The 16885-nt window shown below is 71.4% G+C and carries 12 protein-coding genes; all 12 read left to right on the top strand.

Translation table 11 applies throughout. From position 1 onward, the window contains the following. The first annotated feature begins 65 nt into the window (after positions 1-65). Positions 66-1943: a BTAD domain-containing putative transcriptional regulator gene (locus TPA0908_RS25925; protein ID WP_281942162.1), complete on the top strand. Its 1878-nt coding sequence runs from the start codon at positions 66-68 to the stop codon at positions 1941-1943. A gap of 189 nt (positions 1944-2132) precedes the next feature. Then, positions 2133-3503, top strand: a complete 1371-nt coding sequence (locus TPA0908_RS25920; protein ID WP_281942160.1) for an endo-1,4-beta-xylanase — start codon at positions 2133-2135, stop codon at positions 3501-3503. 82 nt (positions 3504-3585) lie between these two features. Then, a complete protein-coding gene (locus TPA0908_RS25915; protein WP_281942158.1) occupies positions 3586-4911 on the top strand; it encodes an extracellular catalytic domain type 1 short-chain-length polyhydroxyalkanoate depolymerase in 1326 nt (441 codons plus the stop codon). Between the two features lie 197 nt (positions 4912-5108). After that, entirely contained in the window at positions 5109-6248 is a 1140-nt protein-coding gene (gene chvE / locus TPA0908_RS25910) for a multiple monosaccharide ABC transporter substrate-binding protein (protein ID WP_281942156.1), read from the top strand. An 84-nt stretch (positions 6249-6332) separates the two neighbouring features. Next, positions 6333-7871 carry a multiple monosaccharide ABC transporter ATP-binding protein gene (gene mmsA, locus TPA0908_RS25905; RefSeq protein ID WP_281942154.1) on the top strand — a complete coding sequence of 513 codons (1539 nt, stop codon included), beginning with the start codon at positions 6333-6335 and terminating at the stop codon, positions 7869-7871. Beyond that, positions 7868-9118, top strand: coding sequence for a multiple monosaccharide ABC transporter permease (gene mmsB / locus TPA0908_RS25900; protein ID WP_281942152.1), 1251 nt, complete (start codon positions 7868-7870; stop codon positions 9116-9118). Before mmsA ends, mmsB begins: the two co-directional genes overlap by 4 nt. A 627-nt stretch (positions 9119-9745) precedes the next feature. Next, the gene (gene araB, locus TPA0908_RS25895; protein ID WP_281942149.1) at positions 9746-11428 is read left to right on the top strand and encodes a ribulokinase; all 1683 of its coding nucleotides are present in this window, start codon (positions 9746-9748) and stop codon (positions 11426-11428) included. Next, the gene (locus TPA0908_RS25890; RefSeq protein ID WP_199199749.1) at positions 11425-12108 is read left to right on the top strand and encodes an L-ribulose-5-phosphate 4-epimerase; all 684 of its coding nucleotides are present in this window, start codon (positions 11425-11427) and stop codon (positions 12106-12108) included. The genes araB and TPA0908_RS25890 overlap by 4 nt, the downstream gene beginning before the upstream one ends. 91 nt (positions 12109-12199) lie before the next feature. Next, positions 12200-13198, top strand: a complete 999-nt coding sequence (locus TPA0908_RS25885; protein ID WP_281942146.1) for an ABC transporter substrate-binding protein — start codon at positions 12200-12202, stop codon at positions 13196-13198. Positions 13199-13272: 74 nt separating this feature from the next. Then, on the top strand, positions 13273-14814 hold the full coding sequence (locus tag TPA0908_RS25880) for a sugar ABC transporter ATP-binding protein (protein WP_281942144.1): 1542 nt from the start codon (positions 13273-13275) through the stop codon (positions 14812-14814). Next, positions 14811-15884, top strand: coding sequence for an ABC transporter permease (locus TPA0908_RS25875; protein WP_281942142.1), 1074 nt, complete (start codon positions 14811-14813; stop codon positions 15882-15884). The genes TPA0908_RS25880 and TPA0908_RS25875 overlap by 4 nt, the downstream gene beginning before the upstream one ends. Continuing rightward, positions 15881-16873, top strand: a complete 993-nt coding sequence (gene yjfF, locus TPA0908_RS25870) for a galactofuranose ABC transporter, permease protein YjfF (protein ID WP_281942140.1) — start codon at positions 15881-15883, stop codon at positions 16871-16873. The genes TPA0908_RS25875 and yjfF overlap by 4 nt, the downstream gene beginning before the upstream one ends. Positions 16874-16885: the final 12 nt, after the last annotated feature.

The following is a 16885-nucleotide window of genomic DNA, read 5'->3' as shown; positions in this document are numbered from 1 at the left end:
ACGAGCGGTATGCAGCATTCTTGACGCGCAGACAGGGAGCGGTCAGGGGAGGGAATCACCGGTCCGTGGAACGTCACTTCTCCGTCACCGTGCTCGGCGCGGTCCGGGTCCACGACGGCGGCACGCCGGTGGCGCTCGGTCCGTCGAAGCAGCGCGCGTTGCTGGCGTTGCTGGCCCTGCACGTCGGGGAGAACCTCCCGATCGAGAAACTCGCCCGGTCGCTGTGGGGCGACCGTCCGCCGCCCAGCGGGAGCCGTCTCCTGCACACCTACGTGGCGCGGTTGCGGCGCGCGCTGGAGCCGGCGTCGCCCCGGCACGCCCGTACCAACGTGATCGTCTCCGCGCCCCGGGCGTACCGCCTCCAGCTGCACCCGGACCAGGTCGACCTGCCCCGGTTCAGGCGGCTCACCGAGGCGGCCCGCGTCCTGGCGCGCCGAGCCCACCGGACGACCGCGTTCGCGCTGCTGACCGCCGCGGTCGCCGGCTGGTCCGATCCCGACCTGGCCGACCTGCGCGCGCTGCTGCCGGGGTCGGAGACGGTCGCCGCGCTCCGCCGGGAATGGGTCAACGCCGGCCTCGATCTGGTCCGTCTCGGTCTGGACCTCGACCGGCCGGACGAGGTGCTGGCCGTCGCGGCACGGCTCGCCACCGCCGAGCCGCTGCACGAGGCCGTGCAGGCCGGGCACGTCAGCGTGCTGGCGCGGACCGGTCGGCGGGCGACCGCCCGGGACCGGCTCGCCGAGATCACCGCCCGGCTCACCGCCGAACTGGGCATCGAACCCGGCCCGGAACTGGCCGCCGCCGGCCGTGAGCTGCGACGCGGTCCCGCGCCGCGCCGACCCGGGACGCCTCCGCCGGCCCGCGACGCGGCCGGCGGGAGACCGTCCGGACCGGACCCGGCCCGGGACGACGCGGACCTGATCGGCCGGGAGGCCGACCTCGCCGCGTTGTCCGGCCTGCTCGCCGAGCAGCGGGTGGTCACCGTCGCCGGGCCGGCGGGCGGGGGCAAGTCGGCGCTCGCCGCCGCCGTCGCGCAGCGGGCCGGCGAGGGGTACGCCGACGGCGTCGTCACCGTCGACCTCGCCGCCGCCCGCACCCCGGCCGACGCGTTGCGGGCGGTCCGTCGCCGCGTCCGCCGGGCCGGCCCGGACCCGGCACCCGTGGCCCGGCTGCTGGCCGACCGGCACCTGCTGCTGGTGCTGGACAACGTCGACCGTCTCACCGACACCTGCGCCGGCCTGGTGCACGACGTGGTGCGGGCCGGGCGTCGGGTCACCGTGCTGGTCACCTCGCGCGAGCCACTCGGCCTGCCCTACGAGTCGGTGTGGCGCCTGCCGCCGTTGCCGGCGCTGACCACCGGCCCGGACGGGGTACGCGGCATGCCCGCCGTGCAGCTGTTCGCCCGCCGGGCCGCTCGGGCCCGACCCGGCTTCGAGCTGGGGGTCGAGGAGGTCGGCACGGTGGCCACCATCTGCGGCCTGGTCGACCGGCTGCCGCTCGCCGTCGAGCTGGCCGCCGAACGGATGGCCGACCGGACCCTGGACGAGCTGCTGCGCCACCTGGACAACCCGCTCGCCACCCTGGAGCCGCCCCGACGGCCCGGGCAGCCGGTGTCCGGGCGGTCGCTGTCCGCCGCGCTGCACCGCAGCCTCGACTGCCTGACTCCGGCCGAGCGCTGGTGCTTCGTCCGCCTCGGTGGGCTGCCCCGGCTCTTCGGCCTGGACGAGGTGGACCGGGTCTGCGGCGTCGCGCCCCGGTGGCGACCGGGTACCCGGGTGGTGCTCGACGGGCTGGTGGCGAAGTCGTTGTTGACGGCCCGGCACCACGCGGCGCGTCCCCGGTACACGATGCTGCGCACCGTGCACCAGTTCGCCGCCCGGCTGCTCGCGGCCGAGCCGGGCCGCTCCGGCGCCGTGCCGGCGCCCTCGGGCGGGGCGGGCTAGCCGGCGTCGGCCGCAGCCGGCTGCGGTCCGCGTCTTGACGTGCCGCATGTTATCGCTCACAGTCGATGGCAGGGCACAGGCACCGCAAGGCTCACCGGGCGAGCCGCGCTGGCCGGACCCTCGGCACCGCCGTCGAGGCGGGACGAGGTCTCGCACCACCACCGCTGCAACCCCGGAAGAGGAATCCGCATGAGACCCATGAGAGCCCTGCTGTCCACCAGCCTGCTGGCCGGCGCGCTAGCCGCCGGCATGGCGGTGGCGCTGGCGCCCCACGCCAGCGCCGGCACGACCCTGGGCGCGTCGGCGGCCGAGAAGGGGCGCTACTTCGGCGCCGCGGTCGCCACCGGCAAGCTGTCCGACAACACGTACGTGACGGTGCTGAACCGCGAGTTCAACTCCGTGGTGCCCGAGAACGAGATGAAGTGGGACGCCACCGAGCCCCAGCAGGGGCGGTTCAGCTACACCGGCGGTGACCGGCTGGTCAGCCACGCCCGCGCCAACGGGATGAGCGTGCGCGGCCACACCCTGCTCTGGCACGCCCAGCAGCCGAGCTGGGCGCAGGGCCTGTCCGGCACCGCGCTGCGCAACGCCGCGATCAACCACGTCACCCAGGTCGCCACGCACTTCCGTGGCCAGATCTACGCCTGGGACGTGGTCAACGAGGCGTTCGCCGACGGTGGCAGCGGTGGGCGCCGCGACTCCAACCTCCAGCGCACCGGCAACGACTGGATCGAGGCGGCCTTCCGGGCCGCACGGGCCGCCGACCCGGGCGCGAAGCTCTGCTACAACGACTACAACACCGACGGGGTCAACGCGAAGTCGACGGGCGTCTACAACATGGTGCGGGACTTCAAGTCCCGGGGCGTGCCGATCGACTGCGTCGGCTTCCAGTCGCACCTGGGCACCACGATTCCGGGCGACTACCAGGCCAACCTCCAGCGCTTCGCCGACCTCGGCGTGGACGTGCAGATCACCGAGCTGGACGTGATGACCGGCGGTAACCAGGCGAACATCTTCGGCACGGTCACCCGGTCCTGCATGGCGGTGTCGCGCTGCACCGGCATCACGGTGTGGGGCGTGCGGGACTGCGACTCGTGGCGCGGCTCGGACAACGCGCTGCTCTTCGACTGCGCCGGCAACAAGAAGGCCGCGTACACGTCGGTGCTGAACGCGCTCAACGCGGGAGGGTCCAACACCCCGCCGCCGACCACGCCGGGCAACCCGACCACGCCGCCGCCGAGTCCGACGACGCCGGCGCCGCCGGTGCCGGGTGCGTGTTCGGCGTCGGTGTCGCTGAACTCGTGGACCGGTGGGTTCGTGGCGACGGTGAAGGTGACGGCGGGTTCGGCCGGTACGCGGAGTTGGGCGGTGAGTCTGACGTTGCCCGGTGGGGCGAGTGTGACGAACACGTGGAGTGCGACCGCCAGTGGTAGCACCGGCACGGTGCGGTTCGCGAATGTGGACTACAACGGCCAGCTCGGGGCCGGTCAGAGCACCGAGTTCGGGTTCCAGGGCACCGGTAGCGCGTCGGGGCTGACCCCGACCTGCGCCGCCCTCTGAGCCCGTCGTCGGCCCGGCCCGCGCGCACCGTGGGCCGGGCCGGCGGCCTCCCTCCCGTCCCCCCGCCTTGGAGGAACCGTCGATGAGAGCCAAGATCGCGCTGTTCGCGGCCGTGCTGGCGACGGCGCTGACGACGGCGGTCGCCGTCGTCAGCGCCGCCGGCCCGGCGTCCGCCGCCGCGCTCACCCAGGTGACAAACTTCGGCACCAACCCGACAAACCTACAGATGCACCTGTACGTGCCGGACCGGCTCCCGGCCCGGCCGGCCCTGCTGCTGGTCCTGCACTACTGCACCGGCAGCGGTCCGGCCATGCACACCGGCTCCGGCTACAGCCCGCTGGCCGACCGCTACGGGTTCATCGTGATCTACCCGTCGGTGACCCGCAGCAGCAAGTGCTGGGACGTGTCGTCGCCGCAGGCGCTGCGGCGCGGTGGCGGCAGCGACCCGGTCGGTCTCAAGTCGATGATCGACTACGTGACGGGCCGCTACCCGGTCGACCCGGCCCGCATCGGCGTCGCCGGCGCTTCGTCCGGCGCCATGATGACCAACGTGATGGCCGGCGTGTACCCGGACGTCTTCCACGCCGGGGTCAGCTCGTCGGGCGTGCCGTTCGGCTGCTTCGCCACCACCAACGGCTCGGAGTGGAACAGCGAGTGCTCCGGCGGGCGGATCACCAAGACCCCGCAGCAGTGGGGTGACCTGGTCCGCAACGCGTACCCCGGCTACACCGGCCGGCGTCCCCGCATGCAGATCTGGCACGGCACCACGGACACCACGCTGAGCTACGTCAACTTCGGCGAGCAGATCAAGCAGTGGACGAACGTGCTGGGTGTCTCGCAGACCCCGAGCATGACGGACTACCCGCAGGCCAGCGCCACCCGGACCCGCTACGGCGGCACCGGTGGGACGCCGCCGGTCGAGGCGATCAGCTTCCAGGGCTACGGCCACTCGATTCCGTTCGACGCCGCCCAGGCGGTGCGGTTCCTCGGCTTCGACGGCACCGGGGCGACCACCCCGCCGCCGAGCCCGACCACGCCGCCGCCCAGCCCGACCACCCCGCCGCCCAGCCCGACCACGCCGCCGCCGAGTCCGACGACGCCGGCGCCGCCGGTGCCGGGTGCGTGTTCGGCGTCGGTGTCGCTGAACTCGTGGACCGGTGGGTTCGTGGCGACGGTGAAGGTGACGGCGGGTTCGGCCGGTACGCGGAGTTGGGCGGTGAGTCTGACGTTGCCCGGTGGGGCGAGTGTGACGAACACGTGGAGTGCGACCGCCAGTGGTAGCACCGGCACGGTGCGGTTCGCGAATGTGGACTACAACGGCCAGCTCGGGGCCGGTCAGAGCACCGAGTTCGGGTTCCAGGGCACCGGTAGCGCGTCGGGGCTGACCCCGACCTGCGCCGCCCTCTGAGGCACGTCTCCGGCGGCGCGACGATCCGTCGTCGCGCCGCCGGACACCGCGGGCGAACCGGCCGGCCGTAGCCGAGCCTTGTTACGAGACCGAGACATGCGCATTTCCCGTCATCGGTTGACGGTGAATCTTGTGAGCGTTAACACTCCGAGGAGGGTTATCCGTGGGTCCGTGAGTACGCAGGGGAGAGGAAGCTCGTGCGCAGACGATTTCTGGCCGCGCTCGGTGGCGTCGCGATCGCCGTCAGCCTGGCCGCATGCAGTGGTGAGGGCGCGGGTGGCGGCGGGGACACCAGCTCGGCCAAGCCCGGCGACCTGACCATCGGCGTCTCGATGCCGACCCAGACCTCGGAGCGGTGGATCGCCGACGGCAACTCGGTGAAGGAGAAGCTCCAGGCCAAGGGCTACAAGGTCGACCTGCAGTACGCCGGCGACGAGATCCCCACCCAGTCGCAGCAGATCGACCAGATGATCACGCAGGGCGCGGACGTGCTGGTGATCGCCCCGATCGACGGCACCGCGCTCAGCGGTCAGCTCCAGGCCGCCGCGGCGGCGAAGATCCCGGTCATCTCCTACGACCGGCTCATCCGCAACAGCCCGAACGTCGACTTCTACGTCAGCTTCGACAACTACAAGGTCGGCGTGGCGCAGGCCAACGCGCTCCTGGTCGGCCTCGGGCTGCAGAACAAGGACGGCTCGAAGGGCAGCGCGACCGGCCCGTTCAACGTGGAGTTGTTCGCCGGCTCGCTCGACGACAACAACGCCCACTTCTTCTTCAACGGCGCGATGGACACGCTCAAGCCGTACTTCGAGGCCGGCACGCTGAAGGTGAAGTCGGGTCAGACGAAGATCGAGCAGATCGCCATCCTGCGCTGGCAGCAGGAGACCGCGCAGAAGCGGATGGAGGATGTGCTCACCTCCAGCTACAACGACGGCAGCAAGGTCGACGGCGTGCTGTCGCCGTTCGACGGCATCTCCCGGGGCATCATCACCGCCCTGCAGAACGCCGGCTACCGCGGCGGGGCCAAGAAGATGCCGGTGATCACCGGCCAGGACGCCGAGGTCGCCTCCGTCAAGCTCATCAACGACGGCGTGCAGAGCTCGACCGTGTTCAAGGACACCCGCCTGCTCGCCGACCAGGCCGTGGTCGCCGCCGAGGCGTTCCTCAAGAAGCAGGAGCCCAAGGCGAACGACACCAAGGCGTACGACAACGGCGTCAAGGTCGTGCCCGCGTTCCTGCTGCCGGTGCAGACCGTCTACAAGGACGACATCAAGTCGGCGCTGATCGACTCCGGCTACCTGACCGCCGAGGAGGTCGCCGCCGGTCGGGCCGGCTGAGCCGCTCTCCGGCGGGCCCGGTGACGCACCTGTCGCCGGGCCCGCCGGCGCACCGACGCGACGGCCACGAGCAGGACGGTTTCCATGAGCGATCACATCCTCGAAATGCGGAACATCACGAAGACCTTTCCCGGAGTGGCCGCGCTCCAGGACGTCTCGCTCGCCGTCCGGCGCGGCGAGATCCACGCGATCTGCGGCGAGAACGGCGCCGGCAAGTCCACCCTGATGAAGGTGTTGTCCGGGGTGTACCCGACCGGCAGCTACGACGGGCAGATCGTCCTCGACGGCGAGCCGGTCGGGTTCCGGGGCATCCGGGACAGCGAGTCCCACGGCATCGTCATCATCCACCAGGAGTTGGCGCTGGTGCCGTACCTGTCGATCGCCGAGAACATCTTCCTCGGCAACGAGCGCCGTGGTCGCGCCGGGCTGATCGACTGGCACCGGACCAACGCGGAGGCCGCGGCGCTGCTGCGCTCGGTCGGGCTGCACGAGAACCCGGTGACCCCGGTGATCCAGCTCGGGGTGGGCAAGCAGCAGTTGGTGGAGATCGCCAAGGCGCTGTCCAAGAAGGTGCGGCTGCTCATCCTGGACGAGCCGACCGCGGCGCTCAACGACGTCGACTCGGCGCACCTGCTGGACCTGCTGCGGCGGCTCCGCGACCAGGGCATCACCTGCATCATGATCTCGCACAAGCTGGGCGAGATCACCGCGGTCGCGGACTCGACGACCGTGATCCGGGACGGCCGCACGGTCGAGACGCTGGACATGGGCGACGGCACGGCGACCCAGGACCGGATCATCCGCGGCATGGTCGGTCGCGACCTCGCGGCGTTCTACCCGACCCGGACGTCGACGCCCGGTGCCGAGGTGCTGCGGATCGAGGACTGGACGGTGCGCCACCCGACCCAGGACCGGCTGGTGGTGGACCACGCCTCACTCACGGTCCGCGCCGGCGAGGTGGTCGGCATCGCCGGCCTGATGGGCGCCGGCCGCACCGAGCTGGCGATGAGCGTGTTCGGCCGGGCGTACGGCCGGGACATCACCGGCCGGGTCTTCGTCAACGGCCGCCAGGTGCGGCCCCGCACGGTGGCCGAGGCGATCGCCGCCGGCATCGCGTACGCGACCGAGGACCGCAAGCACTACGGCCTCAACCTGATCGACGACGTGCGGGGCAACATCTCGGCCGCCGCGCTCGGCAAGCTCGCGCGCAACGGCTGGATCGACGGCAACGCGGAGATCACGGTCGCCGAGCGGGGCCGGCGCGACATGAACATCAAGGCGCCGAGCGTCATGTCGGTGGTGGGCAAGCTCTCCGGCGGCAACCAGCAGAAGGTCGTGCTGGCGAAGTGGCTGTTCACCGACCCGGACGTGCTGATCCTCGACGAGCCGACCCGGGGCATCGACGTCGGGGCGAAGTTCGAGATCTACACGATCGTCAACCGCCTGGTGGCGGACGGCAAGGCCGTCGTCATCATCTCCTCCGAGCTGCCCGAGCTGCTCGGCATGTGCGACCGCATCTACACCCTGGCGGCCGGCCGGATCACCGGCGAGGTGCCGGTGGGCGACGCCACCCAGGAGAACCTGATGGAACTCATGACCAAGGACAGGGATCTCGTCGGATGACCAGCACGAAGCCCGCCACCTCCCCGAAGGTCGACGCGCCCGACGCCGGCGCGGCCGCCACCCTGAAGACCGGGACCAGTGACCCGCGGACGCTGATCCTCGGCAACCTGCGGCAGAGCGGCATCTACATCGCCCTGGTGGTGATCGTCGCGCTGTTCGCGATCCTCACCGACGGCGTCTCGCTGAGCCCCGGCAACCTCACCAACATCGTTCTTCAGTACTCCTACATCCTGGTGCTCGCGATCGGCATGGTCATCGTGATCATCGGCGGGCACATCGACCTGTCCGTCGGGTCGGTGGTGGCGCTGACCGGCGCGGTCTCCGCCGTGCTGGTGATCCGGGAGGGCATGCCGTGGTGGGTCGGCATCCTCGCCGCGCTCGCCGTGGGCGTCGCGGTGGGCGCCTGGCACGGTCTCTGGGTCGCGTACGCCGGCATTCCGGCGTTCATCGTCACGCTGGCCGGCATGCTGTTGTTCCGTGGCCTGACGCTGCGGGTGCTGGACAACATCTCGCTGTCGCCGTTCCCGGCCGAGTACCAGCGGGTCGCGGCCGGCTTCCTCAACGGCTTGCTCGGTGGGCAGGGCTTCGACGCGTTCACGCTGTTCATCGGCGTCTTCGCGGTGGTGGGGTACGCGACGAGCGTGTTCCGGACCCGGCTGGCCCGGGTCCGCCACGAGCAGCCGGTGGAGTCGTTCCCGCTCTTCGTGCTGCGGGTGGCGGTGGTCGGCGCCGTCGTCATGTGGTTCGCCTGGCAGCTCGCGCACGCCCGGGGCCTGCCGATCGTGCTGATCGTCCTGGCCGTGCTGGTGCTCGTCTACGGCCTGCTCACCCGCCGTACCGTCTTCGGTCGCCAGGTCTACGCGATCGGCGGCAACCTGCCGGCGGCGACGCTGTCCGGCGTGCGGGTGAAGACGGTCAACTTCTGGGTCTTCGTCAACATGGGCTTCCTCTCCGCGGTGGCCGGCGTGATCTACTCGTCGCGCTCCAACGGGGCCCAGCCGGCGGCGGGCAACATGTTCGAGCTGGACGCGATCGCGGCGGCCTTCATCGGCGGCGCGGCGGTCACCGGTGGGGTGGGCACCGTGGTCGGCGCGATGGTGGGTGGCCTGATCATGGCGGTGATGAGCAACGGCATGCAGCTCATGGGCATCGACCAGTCGATCCAGTCGGTGGTGAAGGGGCTGGTGCTGCTCGCCGCGGTGGCGTTCGACATCTGGAACAAGCGCCGGGCCGCGGGCAGCCGGTGAGCGGCCGGCCGGACGGGGGTGCGCCGTCCGGCCGGCCGACCGGTCGCCGTCGTGCACCCGCGGCGGCCGACAGTTGTCGTGTCGTTCCGCGTCCGATGTCAACTGTCCACACCCGCGCCGGCGCCCGACCGGATCGGCCACCCGCCGCGGCCCCGGCCGTCCCTCCGAGGGCGCTGCCGGGTCGTCCGTCCGGGGCGCACAGCGACACGGCGCGGTCAGAAATGTTATCGCTGACATCAAACTGTGTAAATCATTGTGCCCGTCGCGGCATGGTCGCCCGGGCGGCCCTCCGGCCGCCGGTCGGGTCGGAAACAGGCCGTTGAGAGCGCTTCTGCGGGGCGTCGCGGCGGGTCTCCGGACATCCCTTCGGGTCGCTGCCCGATCCGCTCGCTCATCGGCCCTCGGGTATCGATTGTTGTCGCTAACAATGCGCCTCGTCCGGGTGTCGACCGTCGGTCGCCGGCGTCGGTGGTGGATCTCCCGTCGACCTGGGCGGGCCGGTCCCCGCGCCGGCGGCGGAGGGCGGAGCGTCGCCGTCGGCTCCGTTACGCAGCCGTTGCGCGGAGGTGTCTTGACGGATGTATATGTGAGCGCTAACACTAACTCCGTGACGCGGTGGAGGTGTAGATGAGCGACGTGGAGGCGACCGACCGGTACGTGGTCGGGGTCGATTTCGGCACGCTGTCCGGGCGGGCGCTCGTGGTGCGGGTCCGGGACGGCGCCGAACTCGGCACCGCGGTGCACGAGTACCGGCACGGGGTGATCGAGACGGCCCTGCCCGACGGCGGCCCGGCGCTGCCCCCGGACTGGGCCCTGCAGGACCCGGACGACTACCGCGACGTGCTGCGCGAGGCGGTGCCGGCCGCGCTGGCCGCCGCCGGGGTGGACCCGGCCCGGGTGGTCGGCATCGGCACCGACTTCACCGCCTGCACCGTGCTGCCGACGCTCGCCGACGGCACGCCGCTGTGCGAGGTCCCGGAGCTGCGCCACCGGCCGCACGCCTGGGTCAAGCTGTGGAAGCACCACGCCGCGCAGCCGCAGGCCGACCGGATCAACACCCTCGCCCACGAGCGCGGCGAGCCGTGGATCGGCCGCTACGGCGGCAAGATCTCCGCCGAGTGGCAGTTCGCCAAGGGGTTGCAGATCCTGGCCGAGGACCCCGAGGTCTACCGGCGGGCCGAGTGCTTCATCGAGGCGGCCGACTGGATCGTCTGGGAGCTGTGCGGCGTCCAGACGCGCAACGCCTGCACCGCCGGCTACAAGGGCATCCGGCAGGACGGCCGCTACCCGTCGCCGGAGTACCTCGCCGCGCTCGACCCCGGCTTCCCCGACTTCGTGGCCAAGCTGGACGGCCCGCTGCTGCCGCTGGGCGACCGGGCCGGCGTGCTGAGCGCCCGCGCCGCGGCCTGGACCGGGCTGCCGGAGGGCATCGCGGTCGCGGTCGGCAACGTCGACGCGCACGTCACCGCCGCGTCCGCGCAGGCGCTGCGCCCGGGCCGGCTGGTGGCGATCATGGGCACCTCCACCTGCCACGTGCTCAACGGCACCCACCCCGCCGAGGTCCCCGGCATGTGCGGCGTGGTCGACGGCGGCATCAGCCCGGGCGCCTGGGGCTTCGAGGCCGGGCAGAGCGGCGTGGGGGACATCTTCGGCTGGTTCGTGCGGCACGCCGCCCCGGCCGGCCTCGACTCGCACGAGCGGCTCACCGAGCTGGCCGCCGCCCAGCCGGTCGGCGCACACGGGCTGGTGGCGCTGGACTGGTGGAACGGCAACCGCTCGCTGCTGGTCAACCACGACCTCAGCGGGCTGGTCGTCGGGCTGACGCTGGCCACCCGGCCGGCGGACGTCTACCGCGCGCTGCTGGAGGCCACCGCGTACGGCACCCGGATGATCGTCGAGGCGTTCGCCGAGGCGGGCGTGCCGGTCGACGACCTGGTGGTGGCCGGCGGGCTCACCTCGAACCGCCTGCTGATGCAGATCTACGCCGACGTCACCAACCGGCCGCTGGGCATCATCGGCTCCGCCCAGGGGCCGGCGCTCGGGTCGGCCATCCACGCGGCGGTCGCCGCGGGGGCTTACCCGTCGATCCACGAGGCGTCGGCGGCCATGGGGCGGGTGGACGAGGCCGTCTACCGGCCGATCCCGGAGAACGTGCGGGCGTACGACGCGCTCTACGCCGAGTACCGGGCGCTGCACGACCACTTCGGCCGCGGCGCGAACGACGTCATGCTCCGCCTGCGGGCGATCCGGAACGCGGCGGTGGACGCCGCCGTGACGCCCGCCGACCCGGCCCTGGAGGTGGTCGGATGAACCCCGACATCGCCCGGCAGGTCACCGCGCTCCGCGAGACGGTGGCCCGCCTGCACGGCGAGCTGACCCGCTACCGCCTGGTGGCCTGGACGGCCGGCAACGTCTCGGCGCGCGTCCCCGGCCAGGACCTGATGGTGATCAAGCCGAGCGGCGTGGACTACGACGACCTGACCGCCGACACCATGGTGGTCTGCGACCTCAACGGGGTCGTGGTCGACGGTGCCGGCTCGCCGTCGAGCGACACCGCCGCGCACGCCTACGTCTACCGCGCGATGCCCGAGGTCGGCGGCGTGGTGCACACGCACAGCGGCTACGCCACCGCCTGGGCGGCCCGGGGCGAGGCGATCCCGTGCTGGTTGACCGCGCAGGCCGACGAGTTCGGCGGCGAGATCCCGGTCGGTCCGTTCGCGCTGATCGGCGGCGACGACATCGGCAAGGGCATCGTCAGCACGCTGTCCGGGCACCGTTCGCCCGCGGTGCTCATGCGCAACCACGGCGTGTTCAGCATCGGCAGGGACGCCCGCGCGGCGGTCAAGGCGGCGGTGATGTGCGAGGACGTCGCCCGCACCGCGCACCTGGCCCGCGCGCTCGGGCCGCCGCTGCCGATCGCGTCGGCCGACGTCGACTCGCTCCACGACCGCTACCAGAACGTGTACGGCCAGCGCCCGCCCGCCGGGTGACCCCGGACCAGCACCACCTCATCCCACCACCACAACCGGTCGCCCCGGCCCGCCGGTCGCGCGCCCGGATCACCCCACCCCGAGGAGAACAATGCGAACCAGGAGTACGGCCCGTACGGTGATCGCGGTCCTGACCGGTGTGCTGCTCGCCGGCGGCATGGTCGCGTGCGGCAACAGCGACACCGGCGGCGATTCCGGCAGCGGCGGCAGTGACAAGCTCGTCCTGGGCTTCTCCCAGGTCGGCGCGGAGAGCGGTTGGCGGACCGCCAACACCACCTCGATCAAGGAGGCGGCGGGTCAGGCCGGCATCGAGCTGAAGTTCGACGACGCGCAGCAGAAGCAGGAGAACCAGATCAAGGCGATCCGGAACTTCATCCAGCAGAAGGTCGACGTCATCGCCTTCTCGCCGGTGGTGGAGTCCGGCTGGGACACCGTGCTCAAGGAGGCCAAGGACGCCAAGATCCCGGTGATCCTGACCGACCGCGCGGTCGACTCGGCCGACAAGTCGCTCTACAAGACGTTCCTCGGCTCGGACTTCGTCAAGGAGGGCCGACTCGCCGGTGAGTGGCTGGTGGAGCAGAAGAAGGCGGCCACCGGTCCGGTCAACATCGTCGAGCTGCAGGGCACGACCGGCTCGGCGCCGGCGAACGACCGGAAGAAGGGCTTCGGCGAGGCCATCGCGGCCAACCCCAACCTGAAGATCGTCGCGTCGCAGTCCGGTGACTTCACCCGCGCCGGCGGCAAGCAGGTCATGGAGCAGTTCCTCAAGGCCAACCCGAAGATCGACGTGCTCTTCGCGCACAACGACGACATGGGCCTGGGCGCGCTCGAGGCGATCACCGCGGCCGGCAAGGTGCCCGGCAAGGACATCACCATCATCACCGTGGACGCGGTGAAGGACGGCATGCAGGCGCTCGCGGACGGCAAGTTCAACTTCATCGCCGAGTGCAGCCCGCTGCTCGGCCCGCAGCTGATGGACCTGGCCAAGAAGGTCAAGGCCGGCGAGGAGGTGCCGCCCCGGATCGAGACCGAGGAGACCACCTTCACGCAGGAGAAGGCGAAGGAAGCGCTGCCCAACCGCAAGTACTGAGCCCCACACCGGGGGTCGCCGTCGCACCGACGGCGGCCCCCGTGCCACCACCGTTTCAGAAGAGGTCCGATGGCATGACGGGTGACCGTCCGGTCCTGACCATGACCGGAATCAGCAAGACCTTCCCCGGGGTGCGCGCGCTCCACGACGTCGACTTCCGGCTGTTCCCGGGCGAGGTCCACGCCCTCATGGGCGAGAACGGCGCCGGCAAGTCGACCCTGATCAAGGTGTTGACCGGCGTCTACGGCACCGATGCCGGCTCCGTCACGCTCGCCGGTGAGCAGGTGTCCTTCTCCGGCCCGATGCAGGCCGCCGCGGCCGGCGTCAGCACCGTCTACCAGGAGATCAACCTCTGCACGAACCTGTCGGTGGCGGAGAACATCTTCATCGGCCGGGAGCCCCGCCGGCTGGGCGCCGTGCGCTGGGGCGAGACGCGTCGCCGGGCCCGGGCGCTCCTGGCCCGGCTCGACCTCGACCTGGACGTCGCCGCGCCGCTCGGGACGTACTCGCTCGCCGTGCAGCAGATGGTCGCCATCGCCCGGGCGATCGACGTGCGGGCCCGGGTGCTCATCCTCGACGAACCGACCTCCAGCCTGGACGCCGGCGAGGTCGCCCAGCTCTTCCGGATCATGCGCCAGCTCCGGGACGAGGGGATCGCGATCCTGTTCGTGACGCACTTCCTGGACCAGGTCTACGGCATCGCCGACCGCATCACGGTGCTGCGCAACGGCACCCTGGTGGGGGAGTACCGCACCGAGGAGTTGCCCCAGTTCAGCCTGGTCGAGAAGATGATCGGCCAGGAGCTGGACGTGCTGGAACGGCTCGACGAGCAGCAGAAACGCGCCACCGTCGCGCCGGACGGGCGAGCTCCGCTGGTGGACGCCACGGAGCTGGGCCGGCGCGGGGCGGTCGCCCCGTTCAGCCTGCGCATCCACGCCGGTGAGGTGGTCGGCCTGGCCGGTCTGCTCGGCTCCGGCCGCACCGAGGTGGCCCGGCTGATCTTCGGCGCCGACCGCGCCGACCACGGTCAGGTCCTCGTCGACGGCGGCCGGGCGCCGCTGCGTACCCCGATCCAGGCCATCGACCGGGGCATCGGCTTCTGCTCGGAGAACCGCCGCGCGGAGGGCATCGTCCCGGAGCTGTCGGTCCGGGAGAACATGATGCTGGCGATGCAGGCCGCGCGCGGCTGGCTCCGCCCGATCCCGCGCCGCCGGCAGGAGGAGCTGGTCCAGAAGTACGTCCAGGCGCTCAGCATCCGGCCGGCGAACCCGGAGCTGCCGGTGCGCAACCTGTCCGGCGGCAACCAGCAGAAGGTGCTGCTGGCACGCTGGCTCATCACCGAGCCGCGCCTGCTCATCCTCGACGAACCCACCCGCGGCATCGACATCGGCGCCAAGGCCGAGATCCAGAAGCTGGTGGTGCAGCTCTCCGACGGCGGCATGGCGGTGCTGTTCATCTCCGCCGAGCTGGAGGAGGTGCTGCGCCTGAGCCACCGGGTCGCGGTCATGCGGGACCGCGAGATGGTCGCCCAGCTCGACAACGACAGCTCGCTCGACGCCGACCGCGTCATGCGCACCATCGCCAGCGGAACCCCCCGGGAGGAGGTGAACCGATGAACACCGTCACCGAACGCCTCCGCCCGCTGACCGGGCACCGCCTGTTCTGGCCGGTCCTGGTGCTCGTGGTGATGCTCGCCGCGAACACCGTCTACCGGCCCGGCTTCCTCGCCGTGGAGGTCAAGAGCGGCCACCTGTACGGCACCCCGATCGACATTCTCCGGTTGAGCGCGCCGCTGATCCTCGTCGCGCTCGGCATGACCCTGGTCATCGCCACCGGCGGCATCGACCTGTCCGTCGGCTCGCTCTGCGCCATCAGCGGCGCGATCGCCTGCCTGCACATCAGCGAGTCGGCCGACCCGAACAGCCTGTCCACCGTGCTCACCGCGCTCGCCCTGGCGTTCGGCGTCGCGCTGGTGCTCGGCGCGTGGAACGGGGTGCTGGTCGCGGTGATCGGCATCCAGCCCATCATCGCCACGTTGATCCTCATGGTGGCCGGTCGGGGGATCGCCCAGCTCGTCACCGAGGGGCAGATCCTCACGATCAACTCCGAGCCCTACCGGGCCATCGGGGTCGGGCACGTCCTGACGCTGCCGCTGGCCATCCTGATCGCGCTCGCCGCGGCGCTGCTGGTGGCCGCGTTCACCCGGCGTACCGCGCTCGGGCTGATCGTGGAGTCGGTCGGCGGCAACGCCGAGGCCAGCCGGTTGGCCGGCATCCGGTCCCGACGCATCGTCTTCCTCGTCTACGTGGTCAGCGCCGCGTGCGCCGCGATCGCCGGCTTCATGGTCACCGCGAACGTGTCCAGCGCGGACGGCAACGCCGCCGGGCTCTGGATCGAACTCGACGCGATCCTCGCGGTGGTGATCGGCGGCACCTCGCTGGCCGGCGGCCGGTTCTCGCTGGGCGGCACCGTCCTCGGTGCGCTGATCATCCAGACCCTGACCACCACCGTGTACGCCATGAACATCTCGCCGCAGACGTCGCTGCTGTTCAAGGCCGTCGTGGTGATCGCCGTCTGCCTGATCCAGGCCCCTGCCTTCCGGGCCCGGTTCCGGTGGCGGCGCCGGCGCGGCGTCGAGCCCGGTCCGGCCACGCCGCAGCGGGAGAAGGAGCAGGTGCCGGCATGACCAGCACGTCGTTGTCCACCGTCCGGTCCTGGCGGCCCAGCCTGCCCCGGCGACACGTCCCGGTGCTTGCCACACTCGCGTTGCTGCTGGTCATGTACGGCATCGGGGTGTCGCAGTACCGCGCCTTCTCCAACGTCCAGGTGGTCTTCAACGTCTTCATCGATAACGGTTTCCTTCTCGTGGTCGCGGTCGGCATGACGTTCGTGATCCTCACCGGCGGCATCGACCTGTCCGTCGGTTCGGTGGTGGCGATGACCACGATGGTGTCGGCCGCGCTGCTGCGCGACGGGATGCCGGCGGCCCTGGTGCTCGTCATCGCGTTGCTCATCGGCCCGACGCTGGGGTTCCTGATGGGCTGCGCGATCCACTTCTTCGACATCCAGCCGTTCATCGTCACGCTCGCCGGGATGTTCTTCGCCCGGGGCATGTGCACGTTCATCAGCGGCGCCTCGATCTCCATCACCGACGGCTTCTGGACCGGCATGTCCCAGGAGCGCATCGGCAATCCGGCCGGGAACTTCGTGTCGATCAGTGTGCTGATCGCGTTCGCGGTGGTCCTGGTGGCCGCGTACGTGCTGGCGTACACCCGGTTCGGCCGCAACGTGTACGCGGTCGGCGGCAACGCGCAGTCGGCGTTGCTGATGGGCCTGCCGGTCGGGCGCACCCGGATCGCCGTCTACACCATCAGCGGGCTGTGCTCGGCGATCGGTGGCATCCTGCTGTCGTTCTACACGCTCTCCGGCGCGCCGCTGATCGGCATCGGCATGGAGTTGGACGTGATCGCCGCGGTGGTGATCGGCGGGACCGTGCTCACCGGCGGGTCCGGCTACGTCTTCGGCACCGTCCTCGGCGTGCTGGTGCTCGGCGTCATCCAGACGCTGATCACGTTCGACGGCAGCCTCAACTCCTGGTGGACGAAGATCGTGATCGGCGGGCTGCTCTTCGCGTTCATCCTCCTCCAGCGCCTCATCGGCATCCGGTTCAAGTGACGGCTCCTAGCG

The organism is Micromonospora sp. AKA38 (assembly GCF_027925725.1).
Taxonomy (GTDB): domain Bacteria; phylum Actinomycetota; class Actinomycetes; order Mycobacteriales; family Micromonosporaceae; genus Micromonospora.
This window is presented reverse-complemented; position numbering and strand designations above follow the sequence as displayed.